This is a genomic window from Actinomycetospora chiangmaiensis DSM 45062, assembly GCF_000379625.1.
Classification (GTDB): Bacteria; Actinomycetota; Actinomycetes; order Mycobacteriales; family Pseudonocardiaceae; genus Actinomycetospora; species Actinomycetospora chiangmaiensis.
In genome coordinates this window covers 179101-200391 of sequence record NZ_KB903219.1, presented here as the reverse complement: position 1 = coordinate 200391, position 21291 = coordinate 179101, and the positions used below count along the sequence as shown (strand labels likewise).

Genomic DNA, 21291 nt, shown 5'->3' with positions numbered 1-21291 from the left:
GGTTGCCCGTCGGCACGTCGGGCTCGTTCCCGGCTCGAGCGCAGTGGACGGCGGTGGTGCCAGGCCGACTCGACCAGCAGGCGACGGGCATGGGAGTTCCCGGTCTTGGTGATCCCGCCCTGGACCCGTCGGGCGCCGGAGGAGAACTCCGAGGGCACCAGTCCGAGGTAGGAACCGATGGTGGACCCGGTGAATCGGTGCCAGTCGGCGACCTCGACGCAGAGCCCGGTCGCGGTCAACGTCGAGACCCCGCGCAGGCACCGCAGCCGCCCCACCGGTCCAGCCAGCACTGGATCGCTGGTGGCCATCTCGGTGATCGCGGCATCGAGCCGATCGCGGCGGGCATGAACGGTGAACACCGCATCGAGGGCTTCGTCGAAGGCGAGCTGGACTCCGCGGCGCTCGAAGTGGTGGCTGCGCAGCCAGACCTCGTGCGCGGCGGTCCACGCGGTGTTGTCCCAGACCAGACCCTGGCGCAGCAGCAACTTCGAGAGCCGATGTCGGGCCCGCATCAGATCACCGCGGCAGTCCTCACGGGCCCGCACCAGATCCCGCGCGGCTTCCTCGGACTCGGTCGGGACCCGCACCCCGGGTACCTCACCGATGCGCAACAGCCGGGCGAGCCGCTCGGCGTCGCGGCGGTCGGTCTTGACCTTGTCTCCGGCCGGGCGCTCGATCTTCGAGGGCGCCACGACCTCGCAGGCCACCCCGGCCGCCCGCAGCGCCCGCGCCAGCCCGAACCCGGTCGGCCCGGCCTCGTAGCAGGCCGCGACCGGGCCGGGCTGCGCGAGCACCCAGTCCACGATCTGCCCGGTCCGCGCCCCGATCCGCTGCGTACGGATCTCCGCAGCGCCCTCGTCGATCGCGCACGCCACGACCGATCTAGCGTGAACGTCCAACCCGACCCACGTACCCTCACCCAGCACCGGCGCCTCCCGTAAATGCGGCACCGCCACCTCACGACGGTGACCCGCGCCAACTTACGAGCGAGGCGCCGGGCCTCCATACGGTCTAGGGCTCTCCTCCGGCGGTCAGGGCGGCGGGAACGCCGACGGGTCGGCGACGGGGCCGATCACGACGACGGCCGGCGGGCGCAGCCCGGCGTCGACGATGGCCGAGGGCAGCTTCGCGAGCGGCGCGCGCACCGTCGCCTCGCCCGGCAGGCCGCCCTCCTGGATCGCGATCGCCGGGGTCTCCGGGTCGCGGCCGCCCGCGACGAGCGCCTCGGCGATGTGCGGGAGGTTCTCCACGGCCATGAGCAGCACGACGGTGCCGGTGAGGCGGCCGAGCGCGTCCCAGTCGACGAGCGACTGCTCGTGGCCCGGGGGCAGGTGCCCGGAGACGACGACGAACTCGTGGGTGATCCCGCGGTGGGTCACCGGGATGCCGGCGAACGCGGGCACCGAGATCGCGCTGGTGACACCCGGGACCACGTCGACCGTGACGCCCGCGGCGGCGCACGCCTGGATCTCCTCGTAGCCGCGGCCGAAAACGAACGGGTCGCCGCCCTTGAGCCGGACCACCCGGTTCCCGGCCAGCGCCTCGTCGACCAGCACCGCGTTGATCGTGTCCTGGCTCATGTAGCGCCCGCGGGGCAGCTTGGAGGCGTCGATGACGGTGACGTCGGGCGGCAGCTCGTCGAGCAGCGCCTGCGGGGCGAGCCGGTCGGTCACCACCACGTCGGCCTGCGCGAGTGCCTGGCGGCCGCGGACCGTGATGAGCCCGGCGTCGCCCGGGCCGCCGCCGACGAGCGTGACCCCGGGGTTCCGGTCGCCCCGGTGACGCCGGTCGGCGAGGGTGCCGCTCCGCAGCGCCTCGACGACGCCGTCCCGCACGCCCGCCGCGCGCCGCGGGTCGCCGCCGCCGATCACCCCGACCGTGACGTCGTCGTAGCGCCCGACCGCCGGGGTGACGGCCGTGCCCTCCTCCGCGCTGTCCGCCCGCACGCAGAACACCCGGCCGCCCTCGGCCTCGGCGGCCACGGCCGCGTTGACCTCGGGAACGTCGGTGGCCGCGACGCAGTACCAGGCGGTGTCGAGGTCACCCGCCGCGTACGTCCGCTGCTCCCAGACGATCTCCCGCGAGTCGGCGAGCGCCTCCAGCGCGGTGGTGACGGCGGGGCTCACGACGTGGACGTCCGCTCCCACCTCGAGCAGCCCCGCGACACGGCGCTGGGCCACCGAGCCGCCGCCCACGACGACGACGCGGCGACCGGCCAGGTCGAGTCCGACGGGATAGAGCGTGCTCACTGACGAATCTCCTCGGTCTTCTCGGCGACCCCGGCGCTGTCGAAGGTGGCGACCTCGGCGAGCGCCCGCGCCGCGGCGGCGACCAACGGAGCCGCCAGGAGGGCCCCGGTCCCTTCGCCGACCCGCAGCCCGAGGTCGAGCAGCGGCTCGAGCCCCAGGTGGGTCAGCGCCAGGGTATGGGCAGGCTCCACGGAACGGTGGCCCGCCAGCCACGCCTGTGACGCATTCGGGGCGAGCGCGTCCGCGACCAGCGCCGCCGCCCCGGCCACCACGCCGTCGACGACGACGGGGGTGCGCAGCGCCGCGCCACCCAGCAGCAGCCCGGCGATCCCGGCGATCTCCAACCCGCCGACGGCCGCCAGGGCGCCGAGCGGGTCGTCCGCCGCGGCGTGAGGGGAGGATCCGAGCGCTCTTGTGGTGTGAGGGTTCCCCTCGCGCGGAGAGCCGGGGAGCAGGCCGTGCCGCCCCAGGGCCGTGCGGATCACCGCCGCCTTGCGGGCCAGCGTGACGTCGTCGATCCCGGTGCCGCGCCCGGTGACGACCTCCGGCGAGGTCCCGGTGAACGCCGCCACGAGCGCGGCCGAGGCGGTGGTGTTCGCGATGCCCATGTCGCCGGTGACGAGCAGCCGGTTGCCCGCGGCGACGAGGTCGCGCGCCACCTCGATCCCGGCGACGACCGCCGCGCGGGCCTCGGAGCGGGTCATGGCCGGGCCGACGGTCATGTCGGCGGTCCCGCGGGCGACCTTCCGGGGCAGCAGCCCGGGCGCCGGGTCGATCGTCGCGGCGACCCCGACGTCGACCACCACGACCTCGGCGCCGACCTGGGTCGCGAACGCGTTCACGGCCGCCCCGCCCGCGAGGAAGTTCGCCACCATCTGGTGGGTCACCTCCTGCGGCCACGGCGTCACGCCCTGGGCGTGCACCCCGTGGTCGCCGGCGAACACCGCGACGACGGCGGGTTCGGGCACCGGCGGCGGGCACGACCCGGCCAGTCCGGCGAGCCGCACCCCCACCTCGGCGACCTGCCCGAGCGCCCCCGGCGGCACCGTCATCCGCGTCAGCCGCTCGCGGGCCGCGGCCTCGCCCTCGGCCAGGTCGAGCGAGGCACAGGCCGCCAGCGCGTCGTCCAGCGCGTCCCCGCCGGGATGCGTGCCCCACGTGTCCTCGTGCACGGCCCACTCCAGGGGTCGGCGCCGGGCCCAGCCGGCGCTCTCCAGCTCGGGCGCGTCGGCGAACGCGGTCACGTGGCCGACGCACAGGTACGCGACGATCTCGAGGTGCTGCGGCAGGCCGACGCGCTCGCCGAGCAGCGCGGCCAACTCCCGCTCGCGGAAGAACGACACCCACCCGACGCCGAGCCCCTCGGCCCGCGCCGCGAGCCACAGGTTCTGCACCGCGCCGGCGACGGAGTGTGCGGCCATCCGCGGCTGGGTCGCCCGGCCGAGGACGTGCCGGCCGCCCCGGGTGGGGTCGCACGTCACGACGACGCCGAGCGGCGCCTCCCGGATCGCCTCGACCTTCAGGCCCGCGAACGCCCGGGCCCGGGCGGCCGGCAGCGACGCCGCGAACGCGGTCCGCTGGGCGCCCGCGAGGTCGGCGAGCTCGCCCCGGACCGCCGGGTCCCGCAGCACGAGGAAGTCCCACGGCTGGGAGAACCCGACGCTCGGCGCGGTGTGCGCGGCGGCGAGGACCCGGCGCAGTGCCGCGTCGTCGACCGGCTCGGCGGTGAAGCCGTCCCGCACGTCCCGCCGGGCCGACAGCACCCGGTACAACGCCTCCCGGTCACCGGGTTCCAGCACGCTCACTCACAGCACCTCCCGCAGGACGTCGACGAACGCGTCCATGGTCGTCCGGTCCCGGACGGCCACGCGCAGGTGCTCCCCGTCCAGACCCGGGAACGTGTCCCCGCGCCGCACGGCCCACCCGCGGTCGCGGAGCCGGGCCCGCACGTCGGTCCGGCCCGGGACGCGCAGCAGCAGGAAGCTCGACGCCGGGTCGGAGCCGCGCACCTCCACGCCGTCGAGACGCCGGAGCGCGACGAGCAGGTGCTCCCGGTCGCCCCGCAGCGCGACCGCCGCCCGGTCGGCCTCGGCGCGCGCGGCCGTCGTCGTGCAGGCCTGCATCGCGACCAGCGCGGGCGTCGAGACCGACCACGGCGGGGCGGCCGCCGCGAGCCGGGTCACGAGATTCGCCGGCGCCAGGACGTAGCCGACGCGCAGCCCGGCGAGGCCCCACGTCTTGGTCAGGCTGCGCAGCACGACGAGCCCGGGCAGGTCGGTGCGCCCGGCCAGCGACTCCGGCTCGCCGGGCACGGTGTCGGCGAAGGCCTCGTCGACGACCAGCACCCGCCCCGGCCGGGCGAGCGCGGCGAGGGTCGCCGCGGGGTGCAGCACGGAGGTGGGGTTGGTCGGGTTCCCGACGACGACGAGGTCGGCCGCCTCGGGCACGTCGCCCGGGTGCAGCGTCAGGTCGCCGCCCAGCACCACCCGCTCCACGACGTGCCCGGCGGCCCGCAGCGCGGCCTCGGGCTCGGTGAACTGCGGGTGCACGACGACGGGTCGCGCGGGCCGCAGGGCCCGCGCGAGCAGCACGAACGCCTCCGCGGCGCCCGCCACGGGCCAGACCTCGGCCGGGTCACGGCCGTGGGCGCCCGCCACCGCCGCCCGCGCCGCCGTGGCGTCGGGGTAGGCGGCGAGCCCGGACAGGGACGCGGCGAGCCGCTCCGTCAGCCACGCCGGCGGGGTGTCGGCGCGGACGTTGACCGCGAGGTCGACCAGGCCGTCGCCGACCTCGGCGTCGCCGTGGTGGGCGAGGTCGTGCGGGTCGTCGGCGGGAGCTGACTCGCTGGGGAGGAGCGCCGTCACCGCATCTCGCCCTGGCGCGCGCCGGCGGCGGCCCGCAGCAGGGCCGCCTCCGCCGCGGGCACCGACGCGGCCAGGACGGAGGTCACCGCGCGCGGAGCCGCGCCCGGGTCCCAGCCCTCGGCGTCCATCCGCTCGAGCAGGGCGGCGGTCAGCGTGTCGATCCGCGCCGTGAGGTCGGCCCGGGAGCGGACCGGCCCCGACCCGAGCAGGTCGAACGGCACGGTCGCGGCGTCACCGAGGCACGCGAGCGCCAGGGCCGCGCGGAGCTCGTCGGAGGCACGGGTCCGCCAGGTGGCCGGACGGGGGCAGACGGCGTGGCGGCGCAGGTGCCGCGGGGGGCCGCCGGGGCGGTCCGATCGCGGTCGGGGGGCATGCGTCATCGCAGGCAGGCCTTCCTCGGGTTCCTCGCCCGATCGGCCGGCGACCCCGAGGGGGAGCCGTCGGCGTGCTGTGGCACCTCACGACGGCCGGAGTCTCCTGGCTCCCGGATCGACACTCGCCCCGGCCTTCCCGCCGGTTGCCCGACCGTGGCCATGCGTGGGGTCCGCTCCCCGGTGACAGTGGCGGGACCGCGCCGGATTCACACCGGCTTCCTCCGCGTCCGTCGACCGCTGAGCCGACCACACCCGCGGGCCGGGGTCAACGACACGGACGTCACGTGGCTCAGTGCAGGATGCCCTGCCGGAACCCGCGGGCCACCGCGTCGGCGCGGTCCCCGGCGCCGAGCTTGCGGAACAGCCGGCGGGCGTGGGTCTTCACGGTGTCCTCGGCCAGCGACAGCGATTCGGCGATCTCGGAGTTCGACAGCCCGTCGCACATCCCCAGCAGCACGTCGAGCTCCCGGCGGGACAGCTCGGTGGTGGTGGGGCGGCGGCCGCGGGCACTGAACGGCCGGGGCCCGGTCTCCTCGCCCGCACGCAGGAAGCCCTTGGCCCCCCGCTCCAGGGCCAGGCCCGCCACGCGGGGTTCGTCGGCGGGGCCGCCGACGACGAGGACGGCGACGTCGGGTGCGGTGGTGCGCACGGTGTCGAGCACGCCGATCCAGTCCGCTTCCCGGGTGTCGGGGCCCTGGGTGTCGGCGGCGACCAGCACGAGATCGGGGCGCTCCCGCTCCAGGACGGCGGCCAGCTCCTCGTCCGGCCCGACCCCGCACACCAGGTCGAACCCGGCGTCCACCCCCCGGGCGACCCGCTCCCGGGTGGCGGCATCCGGCGCCACGATCAGGCAGACGGGCACGGCGGCTCCTCGGGCTCGGGAGGGGTCTCAGGACGGTCGCGCCAGGCTCCCACACCAACCCGACATCAGGACCCGCGGGCTGCCGACACGTTTGAGGACATCACCCGTCCGCGGGGCGCGGCAGGCTCGCCGTCAGCTCCCCGACCGGTCGCCCCTTCCCGACGACGGGGGGCGCGGCCACCGCGCGCAGCGCGGCGGGCACGGCGAGGCCGACCGCGTCGAGGACGGCGAGCAGGACCGGTCCGAGGGCCCGGCCGGCCCCGTCGGCCACCTTCGCCGCGACCGCGGTGCCGTCCGGGAGGGCCGCGACGAGGACGCCCTCCGCGCCCGACTTCGCGACGCTGCCGGGCAGGGCGGTCATGAGCACGGTGTCGAGCCGGTCGGTGCCCGCCACGAGGTCCGGGCGGGCGCGCATCGCGGCGGCGACCCGGGCGAGTGCCGGGTCGGTGGGGCGGGCCAGCCCGTGCGCGAGCCGGGCGAGTCCCGCGAGCGGCGTCACGAACGCCGGGGCCCCGCAGCCGTCGACGCTCGCGCCGAGCACCGGCCCGGCGAGCTCGTCGACCGCGGTCCGGCACGCGACCTGCAGCGGGTGCTCCGGCTCGAGGTAGTCCGGATCCCCGCCGGCCGCCACGAGCATCGCGGCGTGCTTGCCGGAGCAGTTCATCGCCAGCGGCGTCGGCCCGTGCCCGGCGGCGAGGTACGCCCGCATCGCGGCGGTGCCCAGCGGCAGGTCGGGCACGCAGCCCAGGTGGTCCGGCGTCAGGCCGTGGCGGGCGAGCAGCGCGGTCACCGCGGCGAGGTGGACCGGCTCGCCGCTGTGCGAGGCGCCGGCGATGGCGACCTCGTCGTCGGTGAGGTCGGCGCCCGAGCGGAGCACCGCGACCGTCTGGGCCGGCTTGAGCGAGGAGCGGCCGTAGACCGGCGCGGCCGGGTCACCCGCCGTCAGGAAGGGCGTGCCGTCGGGGCGCAGGACGACGAGCGCGACCTCGTGGACGGACTCGACGAGACCGCCCCGGGTGCTGCGCACGTGAGCACTAACGGTCGCCATGGCGACCTTTTCTGCTCACCTGGCCGGAGGCCACCTAGAACGCCGCCCGCTCCGCCAGCCGCCGGGCCTCGCCGGCGCGCTCCTCGGCGTCCTCGACGCGCGGGTCGGCCCACGCGTCGGGCCCGTCGGCGATGTTGATCCCGACCAGCGCGGAGGCCGACTCGGCGGCGCCCGCCGCGAGCAGGGCGGCGGTCACCGCGTCGCCGGAGAGCGCGTCCGGGCCGTGCTCGGCGAGGGCCGCCGCGATCTCGGTGACCCGCACCGCGAGCCCCAGCACGTCGAGCGGCACCTGCACGATCGCCTCGGTCGCCCCCGCGTCGCCCCCGGGGGCCGTGCGCGCCGCGAGGAACCCGGCGAAGGCGGCGACGTCGTCGTCGGCCAGCCCGAGCGCGCGGCCGCGCAGGCCGTCGAGCTCGTGCGAGAGGTCGAGGGCGGCCGGGTCGGTGCGCGCCGCCGCCTTGGCGACCTTGCCCGCGAGGCCGGCGGCCAGCGCCGCGGTGATCGCGGCGGTCGACCCGGCCGCCGGGCCGGGCCCCTTCGCCGCGAGCGCCTCGCCGAGCGTCGCGACCGGCACCTCGCCCAGCGGCCGGGGCTGCCCCGGGGCCACCTAGAACAGCCCCACGATCGTCCCGTCGGGCTTGACGTCGATCGAGTGCGCGGCGGGCTGCTTGCCCAGGCCCGGCATCGTCCGCATGTCCCCGCAGATCGGGTAGACGAACCCGGCGCCGACCGACGCGCGGACCTCGCGCACCGGCATCCGCCAGCCCGTGGGGGCACCGAGCAGCTTCGGGTCCGACGAGATCGACAGGTGGGTCTTCGCGATGCAGACCGGCAGGCCGCCGAACCCGTTGCGCTCGTAGAGGTCGATCGAGGTGTTCGCGGCCGGGGCGTAGTCCACGCCGTCGGCGCCGTAGACCTGCGTCGCCACCGTCTCGATCTTCTCGCGCAGCGAGGCGTCGTCGGGGTAGAGCAGTCGGAAGTCCGAGGGCTCGTCCGCGGCCTCGGCGACCGCCTCGGCGAGCTCGGCCGCCCCGCGGCCACCGTTCGCGAAGTGCGTCGACACGGCGACGCGGGCGCCGAGCGACTCGGCGATCTCGCGGATCGCCGCGTGCTCGCTCGCGTGGTCGGTGGGGAACGCGTTGATGCAGACGACCGGGGAGACGCCGTGCAGGCGCATGTTCTCGATCTGCTTGCGCAGGTTCGCCCCGCCGGCGTGCACCTCGTCGGGGTTCTCCGCGAGCAGCGCCTCCGGCAGCTCCCTGCCCGCGACGATCCGGTGGTTCCCGCTGTGCGCCTTCAGGGCCCGCACGGTCGCGACGACGACCGCGGCGTCCGGCGTCATCCCCGACGCGCGGCACTTGATGTTGAAGAAGCGCTCGGCGCCCATGTCGGCGCCGAACCCCGCCTCGGTGACGAGGAAGTCGCCGGCGTGGATGCCGATGCGGTCGGCGACGATCGAGGAGTTGCCGTGCGCGATGTTGCCGAACGGGCCGGCGTGCACCAGGACCGGCGTGTTCTCCAGGGTCTGCATGAGGTTCGGCTTCAGGGCGTCGCGCATCAGCGCGGCCATCGCGCCGGCACCGTGGATGTCCTCGGCGGTCACCGCGTCGCCGTCGGGGGTGTAGCCCACGACGATGCGCCCGAGCCGCGAGCGCATCTCCTCGAGCGAGTTCGACAGCGCGAGGATCGCCATGACCTCGGAGGCGGAGGTGATGTCGAAGCCGGACTCGCGCGGGACGCCGTCCAGCCGGCCGCCGAGACCGGTCACGACGTTGCGCAGCGCACGGTCGTTGACGTCGAGCACCCGGCGCCACGTGACGCGGTACGGGTCCAGCCCGGCGGCGTTGCCCTGGTAGAGGTGGTTGTCGAGCACCGCGGAGAGCATGTTGTGCGCGCTGGTGACGGCGTGGAAGTCGCCGGTCAGGTGCAGGTTGAACTTCTCCATCGGGACGACCTGCGAGTAGCCCCCGCCCGCCGCGCCGCCCTTGATCCCGAACGTCGGGCCCATCGAGGGCTGCCGGATCGCGATGACCCCGCGCTTCCCGATGTGGGAGAACGCCTGGCCCAGCCCGACCGTCGTCGTGGTCTTGCCCTCGCCGAGCGGGGTCGGCGTGATCGCGGTCACCACGACGTACTTGGCCGTCGGCCGGTCGGCCATCACGTCGATCGCGTCGAGCTCGATCTTGGCGACGTCGCGGCCGTGCATCTCCAGCAGGTGGGAGGGCAGGTCCATGGCCGCGGCGACGTCGTCCAGCGGCGTCAGCGTCGCCTTCTGGGCGATCTCGAGGTCCGACGGGATGCTCATGACGGATCACACAAGCAGAGACCGCCCCGGCCGTCGACGCGAAGTGACCTCGCGCCTACTGCGCGCACGCGCACCGGATCGTCGGAGAGCATGGTCGTCCGTGGACCCCGCGACCCTCCTCACCCAGATCGCCCCGATCTTCGCGGTGATCGCGATCGGCGCGGTCGCGGCCCGGTGGGAGCGGTTCTCCGAGTCGGCCGCGGCCACCCTCAATGACCTCGTCTACTACCTCGCGCTGCCGGCCCTGATCTTCGACTCGGTGGCGGAGGCCGACCTGTCCACCGGGGTCTCGGGCGTGGGCGTCGCCGTAGCGTCCGGCCTGCTGCTCGTCGGCTACGTCCTCGCGGTGCTCGGCGCCCGTGCCGTCCGCCTGCCGTGGCGCGACGCGAACGCCGTGGGGACGGTGGGCGCGTGGGGCAACGTCGGCTACCTCGGCATCCCGCTGTCCGTCGCGGTGCTCGGACCGGCCGCCGGGTTCGCGGCGTCGCTGGTGTCGACGATCCACACCGCGCTCGCGATCTCGGTGTTCGTCGTCGCGGCCACGCTGATCGACCGGGACCGGTCCTCGCGGGGGCTGCTCGTCCGCACCGTCGCGCGGCGGGTGCTGGGCAACCCGATCGTCGTCGCGATCGTGCTCGGCCTCCTGGTGGCCGCCAGCGGGTGGCGGCTGCCGCGACCGGTCGCCACCACCGTGGAGCTGCTCGGGGACATGGCCGCGCCGGGCGGGCTGTTCGCGCTCGGCATCCTGCTCCGCGGGGCGCTGCCCGCCCTGCGCGGCGGCGGACGCGTCGGGGGCATCGTGGTCGCCGTCGTGGTCAAGCTCGTCGTCCTGCCCGGGCTCGCGGTGGGAGCGGTGCACCTGTTCGCCGTCCCGGCGCCGTGGGCCGCGGTGCTGGTACTGATGTGCGCCTTGCCGGACGCGGCGACGGTGTTCGTCCTCATGGCGCAGTACCGCACCTGGTACCGGGAGAGCACCGCCGCCGTCATCCTCACCACCGTCGGGTCGATCGTGACCCTGCCGGTGGTGCTGACGCTCGCCCTCTAGTTCGACATCCAGAGGCTGCGGCGCTCCTCGTGGGTGCGGGCGTGTGCGATCCGGTCGACGGCCTCCCGCTGGTCCGGGCTCGCCGTCCCCAGCGCGACGGCGCGCTCGGCGTCGGCCATCTCGCGGTCGGCGCGTGCCTCGTCCACGTCGGCCGGCGTCGCCGCGATCTGTCCGCGTCGAGCGTCCTCGGGCTCGCCTGCGTACCTCGCCATCGTGGTCCACTCCTTCGTCGCGCGGTGGGCCTGCTGCTCAAGCCCAGGCACGCCGTGGGTAGACGCAATGCGCGCGCAACAATCAGCGCTGTGTCCGAGACGACTGCCGCCGCCGTGGTCCTCGCCGGCGGGCGATCGAGCCGCATGGGGCGCGACAAGGCCACGCTGAGCTGGGGCGACGGCACGCTGCTCGACCACGTCGTCGCGGTGGCGCGCCGTGCGGGGTGCGGTCCGGTCGTCGTGGTCGGCGCCGCCGGGTTCCCCCGACCGGTGGACGCGGAGGGGTTCCTCGCCGTCACCGACGACGAACCCGGCCGCGGCCCGCTGCAGGGCATCGCGACCGGACTCACGACGGCGGGTGACGCGGGCCGCGAGGTCGCGTTCCTCTGCTCGGTCGACCTGCCGCGGCTGCACCCCGCCTACGTGACGGCCGTGCTCGGCGCACTCGGCGACGCCGAGGTGGCACTCCCCGTGCTGCACGGGCACCGGCAGCCGCTGGCCGCCGTCTACCGGACCGCGCTGGGTCCGCGGGCCACCGCGCTCCTCGCCGCCGGCGCCCGACGTCCGGCGGACCTGTTCGCCGTCAGCGACGTCCGGGAACTCACCGCGGCCGACCTCCTCGCCGACCCCGCGCTCGCCGCCGCCGACCCCCGCCTCGACGCCGTGGCCGACGTCGACACCCCCGAGGAGTACGCCGCCGCCCGATCCCGGGAGGAACCGGACGACGCCGCGACGTAGGCCGCCCGGCGTGGGAGGTTGATCGTCGTGACGGCACCCCGGTGGCAGCGGTTCCTGGGCACGTCGGTCCCCGGGATGGCCGTGGCCGCCGTCGTGGTCGGGCTCGGCGCCGGCCTGGGCGCGGTCGTGTTCCGGGAGCTCATCTTCGGGGTGACGCGCCTGGTCACCGGCACCACGGACTACGCCGCGACGCCCGGTGCGCCGCTGCCCTGGTGGCCCGAGATCGGCCGCTGGTTCCTCGTGGCCGCACCGGTGGTCGGCGGTCTGCTCTACGGCCCGCTCGTCTACCGGTACGCCCGGGAGGCCCGCGGGCACGGGGTGCCCGAGGTGATGCTGGCGGTGGCGGAGAACGACGGCCGCATCCGGCCCCGCGTCGCCGTGGTGAAGTCGATCGCCTCCGCCCTGACCATCGGCACCGGCGGGTCGGTCGGGCGGGAGGGGCCGATCGTGCAGATCGGCTCGGCGATCGGCTCCAGCCTCGGGCAGTGGATGCGGATGCCGTCCTCACGCCTGCGACTGCTCGTCGCCTGCGGCGCGGGCGGCGGCATCTCGGCGACCTTCAACGCCCCGATCTCGGGCGTGTTCTTCGCCCTCGAGATCATCCTGCTCGACTTCACGATGCTCTCGTTCGTCGTCGTGGTCACCGCGTCCGCCGTCGCGAACCTCGTCGCCCGGGCGTTCGAGGGCTCGTCGACGTTCCTGCGGCTCCCGCCGTTCGCCGTCGAGTCGTTCCCCCAGTTCGCCCTCTTCGCCGTCGTGGGCCTGGTCGGGGCGCTCGTCGGCGTCGCGTTCACCCGCACCCTCTACGGCCTCGAGGATCTCGCCGACGCGGTGTGGAAGGGCCCGGAGTGGCTGCGGCCCGCCGTCGGGGGCGTGCTCGTCGGTCTCCTGCTCGTCGCGCTGCCCGAGATGTACGGCGTCGGCTACCCCGTGCTCCAGGCCGGCGTGGCCGGGCGGTACGCGCTCGGGTTCCTGCTGGTCCTGCTCGTCGGGAAGCTCCTGGCCACCAGCCTCACGCTCGCGATCGGGGGCTCGGGCGGCATCTTCGCGCCGTCGCTCTTCCTCGGCGCCATGACCGGCACGGCGCTCGGCCTCGGGTTCGCCGCCCTCGCCCCCGGCGTCGCCGGGCCGGCGGGCGCCTACGGCCTCGTCGGGATGGCCGCCGTGCTCGCCGGGGCGACGCGCGCCCCGATCACGGCCGTCGTCATCGTCGCGGAGATCACCGGCGAGTGGTCGCTGATCGTCCCGCTGATGATCGCCGTGGCGCTCGCGACCGCGCTCTCCCGCCTCGTCGCCCGCGAGACGATCTACACGATGAAGCTCTCGCGACGCGGCATCCGGCTCACCCCGCCGGGCGCGGCCACGTGGCGCCCCTTCGGGCCCGGGGAGGTGCTCGACCTGCCCGAGGAGCGGGTCCTCGTCCGCGTCCCCGTTCCCGACGACGGGTGGGTCGCGCCGCCCGCGTTCGCGAGGCTGGACGGCGGGGCGGACGATGCGCGGGTGCTCCTCACCGGACCGTCCGCCGACCTCGACACCCTCGCCGCCACGCTCCGTCCGGGCGCGGACCGATGAGGCGTGCGGTCGTCCTGGCGGCGGTCCTGCTGGGGGTGCTGGCGGGCTGCGCGGACGACAACCCGGCGAGCATCCCGTCCGGGCAGTCCACCGCGGCGGCGGCACCCGGTGCGGAGAACCGCTCGTCCGACGCGGCGCGCAACAAGCTGCGCCTCGCGCTCGCCGACCCCTGCTACACCGACCCCGACGCCCGGGCGGTGTGGCCGCGCTGCGGCCGGTGGGTCGAGGAGACCGCCTCCACGGCGCGGAGCGCGGCGAACGCCCTGCCGAACGACCCCGCCGTCACGGCCGCCGTCGCCGGCGTCACGAACGCCCGGGACACCTACGTCGGGCGCGGCTGCCCCGCCACCGCCCCCGGCGGCACGATCGACGTGAGCGCCTGCGTCGGCGGGCTCGTCGCCGCCCGGGCCGCCACGTCGGCGCTCGCCCGCGCCCTCGGGACGGGCGGCTGAACTCCCCGGACGAACGGACCCGCAGCGGGCCGGGACGGAGCACCGGAGCCCGCCAGGGGTCCGATGATCATGGAGCGGACCCGGCCCGGGCTCCCTAGGCTCGCCGTCATGAGCAGCCTGACCGACCCCGCCGTCCGGGACTTCCTCTCCCACGGCACCCGCACCGGCAAGCTCGGCTGGACCGCGAGCGACGGGCGGCCGCTCGTCGCCCCCATCTGGTACATGCTCGACGGCGACACGCTGGTGTTCAACACCGGCCGCGACACCGCGAAGGGGAAGGCCCTCGCCCGGGATCCGCGGGTCGCGCTCTGCGTCGACCTCGAGGAACCGCCGTTCGGGTTCGTGCAGGTGCAGGGCACGGTCACGCTCTCCGAGGACCCCGACGAGCTGCTCCGCACCGCCACGGCGCTCGGGGGGCGCTACATGGGCGCCGACCGCGCCGAGGAGTTCGGGAAGCGCAACGCGGTGCCCGGGGAGCTCGTTGTCCGGATCACGCCGACGAAGGTCCTCGCGTCGCTGGACATGACCGCGTGAGTCCGGGCGACGGGACGGGCCGCCGGGGCGAGCGAAGCGACGGGACAGGCCACCGCGTGGGTGCACGGCCCGCCCTGGCCGAGGAGTTCGACCTCGCCCCCCACCCCGAGGGTGGCTGGTTCCGTCGGATCTGGGCCTCCCCCGTCGTCGTGACCCCGCCCGGGTACGCGGGCGGGAGGCCGAGCGCCACGGCGATCCACTACGTCCTCGCGCCGGGTGAGCGGTCGGGCTGGCACCGGGTGCGCTCCGACGAGCTGTGGCTCTGGCAGCGCGGCGGGTCGCTCTCGGTGTGGGTCGGCGAGCACCCCGAGGGCGGGGTCGAGCACCGGCTCGGCCCCGACGACGGGCCCGCGGCGCTCGTCCCCGCCGGCGCCTGGCAGCGCGCGGAGCCGACCGGGCACGCCGCGGTGCTCGTGACCTGCGTCGTGTCCCCCGGCTTCGACTTCGCGGACTGGGAGCTCGCGGACGAGGGGTGATCAGCCGCCGTCGGCCGGTGGCTGCGCCGCCTGCGGCTGCTGGGCCGTCCCCGCCCCTGCCCCTGCCCCGGCCGGCGCCTGGGGTGCCGTGCCCGCCGCCGGGGTGCCGGGCTGCGCCGGAGCGGCCGTCGGCTGCGGCGCGGGTCCCGCGCTGGGCGTCGGCGCCGCCGAGCTCGTCGTCGCCGGGGCCTTGCTGGCGGTGGTCGGCGCGGCCGTCGTGGTCGTCGCCTGCTGACCCTCGCCGGTCGCGGTGGTCCCCGGGTCGGTCCCGGCGACCGGCACGAACTCCCCGAACGACTGCTTCGGCGTGCCCTGCACGGCGCCGTTCATGAACGTCTGCCAGATGTCGCTGGGGATGCCGTGGCCGTAGATCGGGCGGCCGTCGGGGTACTGGATCGGCGTGTTGTCGTCGGTCCCGACCCACACCGACGCGACGACCGCCGGGGTGTACCCGACCATCCAGGCGTCGTTGTTCTGATTGTCCAGGTGCGACTGCACGGTCCCGGTCTTGCCCGCCGCGATCCGGCCGCCGGCGAGCTGGGCGCCGTCGTACGTCGGCACGTCGCGCATGGCCTCGGTGACGTTGCGCGCCACCTTCGGGTCGATGCGCTGCTCCCCCTGGTCGGCCGCGCCGTCGTAGAGGACCTCGCCGCTGGCCGTCGTGACCTTCTGCACCAGGTGCGGCTTGTGGTAGACGCCGTCGTTGGCGAACGTCGCGTAGGCCGCCGCCATCTCGACCGGGGTGACCTCGGCGTTGCCGAGCGCGAGCCCCGAGTTCGGGTTGTCGAGCTTCGCCGTGATGCCGGCCTGGTGGGCGGCGTTCGCCACCGCCTGCGGCCCGACCTCGTTGCCGAGGGCGGTGAACACGACGTTGTTGGAGAGCGTCATCGCCCGCTTCAGCGTGCAGCTGCTGCAGTCCGCGCCCTCGACGTTCCGCACCGTCTTGCCGGGCACCGACTCGCCGTCGAACTGGGTGCTGATGCCGATCGGCGGGTCGTGCTGCAGGGCGGCGAGCATGACGAACGGCTTGAACGTCGAGCCGGCCTGCTTCTTCACCTGGGCGTAGTCCAGCCCGGACCCGTTGTCCCCGCCGTAGTAGGCGAGGATCGCGCCGGTGCGGGGGTCGACCGAGACGGCGGCCGTGCGGAGGTTGCCGGGCTTGCCCTTCAGCTCCGAGCGCACGGCGGTGACCGCGTCCTCCTGCTTCTGCGGGTCGATCGTGGTCTGGATCTGCAGACCCTCGGTGACCAGCGCGTCCTCGTCGATGCCGAGGCTCTTCAGCTCGTCCTTGACCGCGTTGTAGATGTGGCCGCGGTCGTCGTCCGGGACGCCGTTGCCGACCTTGCGGGGCGGGATCGTCATCGGGAACGTCGCGTTCGCGCGGTCCCCGGCGGAGAGCCAGCCCTGCGACACCATGCCGTCGAGCACGTAGGTCCAGCGGCGCTGCGAGGCCTGCAGGTTCACGGCCGGGTCCCACTGCGACGGCGCCTGGATGAGGCCCGCGATCATCGCGCCCTCGGCCGGCGTGAGCTGGTCGACCGACTTCGCGAAGTACGCCTGCGAGGCCGCCTGGATGCCGTAGGCGCCCCGGCCGAAGTAGATGCTGTTGAGGTAGTCCTCGAGCACCTGGTCCTTCGAGTACTCCTGCGTGATCTTCGCCGAGATGATCAGCTCTTTGAACTTGCGGAAGTACGAGTGCTCGGACCCGACCATCGCGTTCTTCACGTACTGCTGCGTGATCGTCGACCCGCCGCCCTGACCGCCGGTGACCTGCTTCCAGGCCGCCTTCGCGATCCCGGAGACGTCGAAGCCCGAGTTCGTGTAGAACGTGCGGTCCTCGGCGGAGAGCACGGCGTGCTGCACCGGCAGGGGCACCTGCGAGATCGGCACCTTCTGGCGGTTGCCCTGCTCGCCGGGGGCGACGCGGGCGAGCACCGAGCCGTCGGAGTACGAGACGGTGTTGAGCTGGCTCTCGACGGCGGAGTCCGCGTTCGGCACCGGGATCAGCAGCCAGCCCAGGGTGAGGCTGAGCACCGGGACCCCGACCGCGGTCGCCAGCATCGCGTAGCCCATCCGCCGGCGCCGACGCCACAGCCGCACGGCCTCCGGCAGCGACGCGCCGTCCTTGCCGTCGAGGTAGCGCTGCACCAGGTCGTCGACCCGGTGGCCCACCCGGACGAGGTGCTCCCCGCCGGGCCAGCGCCCGACCTTCACGGCGACGGCCGCCAGCAGCGCGGCCACCGCCGCGGCGATCCGGCCGCGCGGCGGGGCCGGGCGCTCGTCCTGCGCCGGCTCCGACCGCGTGATCCGCGTCCGCCCCGGGGTGGCCCGGGTGGCGGCGGTGCGGCGCCCGGCGGCGCGCGCGAGCCCGTTCTTCCCGGCCGCGCGCCGCTCCGCGCGGGTCTGCATCGACTGCGGGGTGGAGCCGTGTCGCCGGGTCGCCGTGGTGGTGGCGGTGGACGTCGTGGTGGTGGTGGACGTCGTGGTGGAGGAGCTGGTCGAGGTGGTCGTTCCCGACGAGGCGCGGGTCGGCTCGGCCGCCGCGCCCTTCTCCTGCCCGTCCTTCCCGACGGCGGGTGCGATCGCGGTGCCGTCGGGGGTGCGCCGGGGGGAACTCCCCTGATCATCGAGTGCCGTCGGTGCCGCGGCGGTGCCGGTGGCCGCCGAGGGTGCGCGCTCGTCGGGCTGGGCGGGCGTCGCCGTGGTCCGGGCGCCGGTGGTCGCGGCCGGGGGACGCGGGGCGCCGCCCGCGGTCGCCGGACGGGAGGGCGCGGGTGCCGCGGCACCGCGGGCGTCCGGCCGGCCGGGGGTCGCGGGTCGGGCGGGCGCCGAGTTCTGGGTGGGCGGTCCGGCCGGGGTGGGCGGTCCGGCCTGGGTGGGCGCACCGGCCTGCGTGGGCGCACCGGCCTGGCCGGGCCGCGCCGGCCTCGCGGGCTGGGCGGGAACGCCGGGCTGGGCGGGAACGCCGGGCTGGGCGGGAACGCCGGGCTGGGCCGGGACGGCCGGCCGGGTGGGCGCTCCGGGCCGACCGGGTCCCGCGGACCGGGTGGGCGCCGGGGCCGACGGCGGCCGGGTCGCGCCGGGTCGGGCGGGAGGAGGGGTCGTCGGCCGCGGCTGCACGCCGGAGTCGGTCCGCGCGCCGGGGACGGACCGGGCGCCGGTGAGCCCGGTGGGGGCGGGCTGGGAGCCGGGGAACGACGGGTGGCCGACCGGGCGGTGCGGCGGGGCCGCGGGGCCACGACCGGCCGGGCCCTCCGGCAGCGGCCGCGCCGGGGGCGGCGGCACGGCCAGGGGCTGCTGCAGCGCGGTGGCGGAGGACCCGCTCCGCGGCGGGCGCGAGCCGGTCAGCAGGCCGGTCGCGGCGGTGCGGTGCTCCGGCTGGGCGGGACGGTCCGCGGGGGCCGCGGGAGGTGCGGGAGGTGCGGCGGGCGTGGCCGGGGCGGCGGGAGCACGGAACGAGGACGACGACAGTGCGGTTGGGAAGCCGAGCGGCGGGGAGGGCGGCGCGGGGTCGTCGGCCGGCCGCGGCCGGAAAATCTCGCCGTAGTCACGGTCACGGTCCTCGGCGTCGAGGTCGGGCCCCGACGGCGGGGGCACCTCGAGCGGGTCCGGACGCTCGTGACGCGCGGACCGGGAATGCGCACCCGCCAACGCTCCACCTCCCGCGTCCCGTGCGGTGGGTCGACCCCACCGGTCTCGATTGGATCACGATCCGGTCACTGACCGGCCACGGTCCCCGGGGTGGAGCCGACGCCGGCGGGGCCGCCGCGCAGGCTGACCCGTCCAGGTCAACGGCCGGTTCGGCACCCGGATGTAGGGGGAAGATGGCGTGCTCCGTGACCGGATGGAAACATGCGGCGAGCGGTGTCCGGTCATGCTCGGATGGGCGACACTGTCCTCCGCTCGCCCGAGGGCGGCCGGTCGCCGATCGGCCCCCGCACCACACGCCCGCCCGACCGACGCCGAGAGGTGCCCCATGACCGACGAGCCGGCCGATCCCTCCGGGGAGGCCCCGGGTGCGTCGGACCCCGCGGGCGCCGGTCGTCCGCACCGGGTCGCGGGGGAGGCGGCGGCCATCGCCCGGTTCGGGGACGGCCCGGCCCTGTTCTCGGCCGACATCCCCGCACCCCGGCATCCCCACGTCGGCCCGCTGCTGCCCCACCGCAGGGTCGCCTTCCGCGCGGCGACCGGCGGGGAGGAGCCGACCCGCGCCGAGGCGTCGTCGGGATCGGAGCTGGTGCTCGCGCCGCGGCACCTGCCGGCGCGGCCGTCGGCGGACGTCACGACGCTCTGGCACCGCGTCGGCGACGCCACCCGGCGCGGCGTCGAGGTGGCCGTCGACTGGACCGCGCGGGGGGTGGTCGCCGCCGTCGCCGCGCTCGGGGCCGCGGCGAACGCCGTCGTCGGACTGATCTTCGGCCCCGAGCGCCCCGCGCTCCCCGAGGGACGCCGCTAGAGCTGGACGCCCCGCGTCAGCGCCCCGTCGACGACGAGGTTGGTGCCGGTGATGAACGACGCCACCGGGCTGGCGAGGAACGTGACCGCCACGGCGATCTCCTCCGGGCGGGCCATGCGGCCGGTCGGGTTGAGCCCGAGCGCCTGCTCCCACAGGTCGGGGTCGCCGGACTCGATCGACTCCCACACGCCACCGGCGAAGTAGGTGTTGCCGGGGGACACGCTGTTGGCCCGCACCTTGCCGGCCAGCTGGAAGGCGAGCCCCTGCGTGTAGTGCACGATCGCGCCCTTGAACGTCCCGTACGGGCCCGCCGCGAAGTCGATCTCGCGCCCCGAGACGCTCGAGATGGTGACGACGGCCCCGGCGTCGGAGGCCTCCAGCGACGGGAGGGCCGCCTCGACGAGCCGCACCGTGCCGAGCATGTCGGTGCGGAAGGACGCCTCCCAGTTCTCCTCGGTGGGCGGGATGGCCAGCGCCGACACGTTCGCCACCACGACGTCGATCCCGCCGAGCTCCTCGGCGGTCCCCGTCACCCAGGAGCGGAGCGCGTCGCCGTCGGACACGTCGACGGCCGACCCTCGGACGTCGTGCCCGGCCGCCGTCAGGTCGGCGACGCAGGCCTCGACGCCCTCGGCCCCGCGGGCACAGAAGGCGACCGTGGCGCCCTCGCCCGCGAGGCTCTCGACGACCGCCCGTCCGATGCCCTTGCTACCGCCGGTGACCAGGGCCTTCCGGCCGGCCAGCTGCAGGTCCACGTCCGTCTCCTCCTAGAGCTGCGCCGCGCGGGCGCGCAGGTCCGCGTGCAGGCCGTCGTACGCGGCCACGGGGGGCAGGAACGCCTTGGACACCTTCGTCACGGCGCTGTAGTTGGTGTCGACCACGTTGGCCAGGGGGGCCAGCGAGATCTGGGTGAGCAGCTCGTAGGCGTCGAGCCGGTCCAGCCCGTGCAGCGCCCCGAGCCAGGAGATCATCTCCTTCTGCCCGATCCGCCACGCGTCCTCGAGCGGCCGGGAGGAGCCCACGGTGATCAGTTCGTCGTCGCTCTCGATCCGCGGCCACAGCGGCGCCGGGGCGACCGCGGCCTTCACGAGCTCGACGATCAGCGTCACGTGCATCGCGCCCTCGACCGCGGTGCCGCACGACTCGCCCTCGCCCTGGCGGTAGTGCCCGTCGCCCACCGAGAACAGGGCGCCCGGCTCGTTCACCGGCAGGTAGCAGGTGACGCCCGCCCGCATCTCGGGCGTGTCCATGTTGCCGCCGAAGGCGTCCGGGGTGAGCGAGGAGCGCACCTCACGGGCGGCGGGGGCGACCCCGACCGTGCCCAGCATCGGCGCCACCGGCAGGTCGACGGAGAACTCGCTGCGCCGGGCGACGAAGGTGACGGTGTTCCGCGCCCGGTCCAGCTCGTAGATCCAGGTCAGCTCGGGCAGCGGGTCGTCGAGCAGCGCCGTGCGGTCGGTGCCGGTCAGCCCGCCGAAGAAGGGCACCAGCGTCGAGGCGCCCCAGTCGCGGGCCGGGGTGAGGTCGACCAGGTGCAGCACGAGCGTGTCGCCGGGCTCGGCGCCGCGCACGGCGAAGGGCCCGGTCTGCGGGTTGAGGAAGCGCGGGTCGAGCACCGCGCTCGCCAGGTCGGTGACCGCGCGGATGCGCCCGCCGAAGGCGTCGTCGCACCACAGCCGCATCACCGTGCCCGGCTCGACCTCACGGACCGGGGCGACCCCGCCGAAGGTCCAGGCGTACTGCTCGGGTGTCGGGGTGAACTCGAGCTCGGTCACCGGGGCTGGATCTCGCCCATCGGACCGAACCCGTCGTGCGGGGTGTCGATGTAGAGGATCTGCGGCTGGGCGGACACGAGATCCGGCATCTGCTCGAAGAACTCCTTCACGTACGGCTGCGAGGTGTGCGTCGAGCCGGCGTCGGCGTCGCGGAAGCCCTCGATGCAGACGTACTCGTTCTCGTCGGTGAGGCTGCGGCTGAACGCGAAGTAGAGACAGCCCTCCTCGGCGTTCACGTTGCGCGCGTAGGAGTCCGCCAGCGCGAGCCAGTCGTCGGTCTTCTCCGGCCGGATCTGCATGACGATGTTGATGACGATCACGGCGGCTCC

General features: G+C 75.7%; 21 protein-coding genes and 1 riboswitch. Of the genes, 7 read left to right on the top strand and 14 right to left on the bottom strand.

Annotation, left to right across the window (positions count from 1 at the left end):
* The 9 genes from A3CO_RS0108515 to A3CO_RS0108475 all read right to left on the bottom strand — a co-directional run.
* On the bottom strand, nt 1-875 hold an 875-nt coding region (locus A3CO_RS0108515), incomplete at its 3' end, for an IS110 family RNA-guided transposase (protein WP_018331823.1).
* Nucleotides 876-1031: 156 nt separating this feature from the next.
* Complete coding sequence (gene cobA, locus A3CO_RS0108510) at nt 1032-2249, bottom strand: uroporphyrinogen-III C-methyltransferase (RefSeq protein ID WP_018331822.1); 1218 nt, start codon at nt 2247-2249, stop codon at nt 1032-1034.
* Nucleotides 2246-4054 carry a 5,6-dimethylbenzimidazole synthase gene (gene bluB, locus A3CO_RS0108505; protein WP_018331821.1) on the bottom strand — a complete coding sequence of 603 codons (1809 nt, stop codon included), beginning with the start codon at nt 4052-4054 and terminating at the stop codon, nt 2246-2248. The genes cobA and bluB overlap by 4 nt, the downstream gene beginning before the upstream one ends.
* The gene (gene cobC / locus A3CO_RS0108500) at nt 4055-5113 is read right to left on the bottom strand and encodes an Rv2231c family histidinol phosphate aminotransferase CobC (protein WP_018331820.1); all 1059 of its coding nucleotides are present in this window, start codon (nt 5111-5113) and stop codon (nt 4055-4057) included.
* Nucleotides 5110-5493 (bottom strand): hypothetical protein, encoded by a 384-nt coding sequence (locus A3CO_RS0108495; protein WP_018331819.1) that lies wholly within the window; start codon nt 5491-5493, stop codon nt 5110-5112. The genes cobC and A3CO_RS0108495 overlap by 4 nt, the downstream gene beginning before the upstream one ends.
* 91 nt (nt 5494-5584) lie before the next feature.
* Nucleotides 5585-5708, bottom strand: a riboswitch (cobalamin riboswitch).
* 68 nt (nt 5709-5776) lie between these two features.
* Nucleotides 5777-6349 (bottom strand): LuxR C-terminal-related transcriptional regulator, encoded by a 573-nt coding sequence (locus tag A3CO_RS40200; protein WP_018331818.1) that lies wholly within the window; start codon nt 6347-6349, stop codon nt 5777-5779.
* Nucleotides 6350-6449: 100 nt separating this feature from the next.
* Complete coding sequence (locus A3CO_RS30925; RefSeq protein WP_018331817.1) at nt 6450-7376, bottom strand: asparaginase; 927 nt, start codon at nt 7374-7376, stop codon at nt 6450-6452.
* 55 nt (nt 7377-7431) lie between these two features.
* Nucleotides 7432-8004 carry a cyclodeaminase/cyclohydrolase family protein gene (locus A3CO_RS0108480; RefSeq protein ID WP_018331816.1) on the bottom strand — a complete coding sequence of 191 codons (573 nt, stop codon included), beginning with the start codon at nt 8002-8004 and terminating at the stop codon, nt 7432-7434.
* Nucleotides 8005-9702 (bottom strand): formate--tetrahydrofolate ligase, encoded by a 1698-nt coding sequence (locus A3CO_RS0108475; RefSeq protein WP_018331815.1) that lies wholly within the window; start codon nt 9700-9702, stop codon nt 8005-8007.
* 100 nt (nt 9703-9802) lie between these two features.
* Here A3CO_RS0108475 and A3CO_RS0108470 point away from each other — a divergent pair, with 100 nt between their 5' ends.
* Entirely contained in the window at nt 9803-10747 is a 945-nt protein-coding gene (locus tag A3CO_RS0108470) for an AEC family transporter (RefSeq protein WP_018331814.1), read from the top strand.
* Here A3CO_RS0108470 and A3CO_RS0108465 read toward each other — a convergent pair.
* Nucleotides 10744-10959, bottom strand: coding sequence for a hypothetical protein (locus tag A3CO_RS0108465; RefSeq protein WP_018331813.1), 216 nt, complete (start codon nt 10957-10959; stop codon nt 10744-10746). The genes A3CO_RS0108470 and A3CO_RS0108465 overlap by 4 nt on opposite strands.
* 90 nt (nt 10960-11049) lie before the next feature.
* On the opposite strand from A3CO_RS0108465, the gene mobA reads away from it, so the two are divergent.
* The 5 genes from mobA (at nt 11050) to A3CO_RS0108440 (ending at nt 14731) form a co-directional block, all read left to right on the top strand.
* Entirely contained in the window at nt 11050-11697 is a 648-nt protein-coding gene (gene mobA, locus A3CO_RS30920) for a molybdenum cofactor guanylyltransferase (protein ID WP_051085888.1), read from the top strand.
* Between the two features lie 27 nt (nt 11698-11724).
* Complete coding sequence (locus A3CO_RS30915) at nt 11725-13269, top strand: chloride channel protein (protein ID WP_245561466.1); 1545 nt, start codon at nt 11725-11727, stop codon at nt 13267-13269.
* Nucleotides 13266-13721 carry a hypothetical protein gene (locus tag A3CO_RS0108450; protein ID WP_018331810.1) on the top strand — a complete coding sequence of 152 codons (456 nt, stop codon included), beginning with the start codon at nt 13266-13268 and terminating at the stop codon, nt 13719-13721. The genes A3CO_RS30915 and A3CO_RS0108450 overlap by 4 nt, the downstream gene beginning before the upstream one ends.
* Before the next feature lie 108 nt (nt 13722-13829).
* Nucleotides 13830-14255 (top strand): PPOX class F420-dependent oxidoreductase, encoded by a 426-nt coding sequence (locus tag A3CO_RS0108445; protein WP_018331809.1) that lies wholly within the window; start codon nt 13830-13832, stop codon nt 14253-14255.
* 56 nt (nt 14256-14311) lie between these two features.
* Nucleotides 14312-14731, top strand: a complete 420-nt coding sequence (locus tag A3CO_RS0108440; protein WP_018331808.1) for a cupin domain-containing protein — start codon at nt 14312-14314, stop codon at nt 14729-14731.
* Here A3CO_RS0108440 and A3CO_RS35505 read toward each other — a convergent pair whose 3' ends face one another.
* Nucleotides 14732-18382 (bottom strand): transglycosylase domain-containing protein, encoded by a 3651-nt coding sequence (locus tag A3CO_RS35505; protein WP_051085887.1) that lies wholly within the window; start codon nt 18380-18382, stop codon nt 14732-14734.
* Nucleotides 18383-18707: 325 nt separating this feature from the next.
* Here A3CO_RS35505 and A3CO_RS0108430 point away from each other — a divergent pair, with 325 nt between their 5' ends.
* Complete coding sequence (locus A3CO_RS0108430) at nt 18708-19187, top strand: hypothetical protein (protein ID WP_018331807.1); 480 nt, start codon at nt 18708-18710, stop codon at nt 19185-19187.
* Here the strand turns inward: A3CO_RS0108430 and A3CO_RS0108425 are convergent.
* Genes A3CO_RS0108425 through A3CO_RS0108415 form a run of 3 tightly spaced genes read right to left on the bottom strand, consistent with a single transcriptional unit; the run spans nt 19184 to nt 21282 of the window.
* Nucleotides 19184-19942 carry an SDR family NAD(P)-dependent oxidoreductase gene (locus A3CO_RS0108425; RefSeq protein WP_018331806.1) on the bottom strand — a complete coding sequence of 253 codons (759 nt, stop codon included), beginning with the start codon at nt 19940-19942 and terminating at the stop codon, nt 19184-19186. The two genes, A3CO_RS0108430 and A3CO_RS0108425, sit on opposite strands and share 4 nt — an antisense overlap.
* Before the next feature lie 12 nt (nt 19943-19954).
* The gene (locus A3CO_RS0108420) at nt 19955-20962 is read right to left on the bottom strand and encodes an acetamidase/formamidase family protein (protein WP_018331805.1); all 1008 of its coding nucleotides are present in this window, start codon (nt 20960-20962) and stop codon (nt 19955-19957) included.
* Nucleotides 20959-21282 carry a putative quinol monooxygenase gene (locus tag A3CO_RS0108415; RefSeq protein WP_018331804.1) on the bottom strand — a complete coding sequence of 108 codons (324 nt, stop codon included), beginning with the start codon at nt 21280-21282 and terminating at the stop codon, nt 20959-20961. The genes A3CO_RS0108420 and A3CO_RS0108415 overlap by 4 nt, the downstream gene beginning before the upstream one ends.
* Between the last annotated feature and the right edge of the window lie 9 nt (nt 21283-21291).